General features: G+C 60.6%; 2 protein-coding genes. Both read right to left on the bottom strand.

Annotated elements, in window-relative coordinates:
- The coding region (locus A3736_RS01485) for an LppY/LpqO family protein (RefSeq protein WP_233999151.1) at positions 1 to 800 on the bottom strand (800 nt) is incomplete at its 3' end.
- Between the two features lie 23 nt (positions 801 to 823).
- Positions 824 to 1,370, bottom strand: a 547-nt coding sequence (locus A3736_RS01490) for a chromate transporter (protein WP_197465456.1), incomplete at its 5' end; no start/stop codon positions are given.

Raw genomic sequence — 1,370 nt, forward strand, 5'->3', positions numbered from 1 at the left:
TTATGCAATGCTACGATATGGATATCCCGCTCGCGCAGTGCGCGGAGCACGGGCTGGACTTCGTCCTCGGTCATGATGAAGTCACCATCCACGGCGGCAAGGTCGTTGGTGCCCGAGAACGCCGCCCAGGTCGTAAGCCCCATCGAACCACCGATCTCAACGCCGTGCATGCGGCCTTGGCGAGCGAAGGTGTATTTCACGACACCATCGGCGATGCTTGGCTCGGTGCCCAAGATTTCGCTCAGCGCCAGGGCTTCGATCGTGCCGTTTGCATCCGGCGTCATGCCACCGAAACTGCGCTGCGGCGTCGGCGAGGCGGCGCGCACTTCCTTGATGGCATCCCAAACGGCTTTTACACCCGCTGCCATCTTGGCGGTTTCCCCATGCCCGCCGATATGCATAAAATAGACCGGCGGATCGTCGAATATGAAGTGATTGTGCAGCGCGGTGACGGTCAACCCGTTGGCGAGGGCAGCGTCCATCGCGGCTGTTATCTCATCCTCGAATACGACCGTGTCGCCCATGACCATCACTCCGCCATCGACGGGTTTGAAGGCAGCCCATGAGCCGAGACCTGCCGGGGGATCGAGGCGCATGCCGTCGACCATCACCGGCACGTCGGCGCGCGTCCAACCGATGCGTGCGACCCCATCGTCGGTCATGGTGACCTCCGAGTGCGATGCCTCGAAAATTAGCGCCTCGAGATTGCCGAGATTATCCTGCGCGTGAAGAGCCGCCGACATCGCTGATAGCGATAGAGCCAAGCCGCCGACGAACAATGTTCTGCGTAATTGCTTCATCTTAGTTCTCCTTGGATGTGATTTCAGGTGCCAGCCATCGTTGCGAGGTAATACAGCGACCCAATGAGTGCGCTCACGAAGAGAACGAGCAACATCCCGATCTTGAAGCGCAGCATGGCGATCAGGGCCGCAGCGGCAATGACGACGGAGGCGACGTCGATCGTGGCGAAGTCCGGCACGAGCAGGCGTGCGCCGTAACCTCGAACCTCGTCAAGCCGTGCGAAGGCAACGTGCAGCGCAAACCAGATGGCAAGGTTTAGGATCACACCGACGACTGCTGCCGTCACCGCCGAAAGCGCCGCTGTCAGAAGCTTCACGCCGCGCAGTTTTTCGATAAATGGCGCACCAAGGAAAATCCATAGGAAGCACGGCACGAACGTGACCCACGTGACGATGACCGAAGCCGCGATGCCCGAAGCCACCGGGCCTAACATGTCTGCTTCGCGATATCCCCCCATGAACCCCACGAATTGGACGACCTGGATCAGTGGACCCGGCGTGGTCTCCGCCATGCCCAACCCATCGAGCATTTCACCGGGGGCAAGCCAGCCATGCGTCTGCACGGCTTCC

It is taken from the genome of Erythrobacter sp. HI0063 (assembly GCF_001635685.1).
Lineage (GTDB): Bacteria > Pseudomonadota > Alphaproteobacteria > Sphingomonadales > Sphingomonadaceae > Qipengyuania.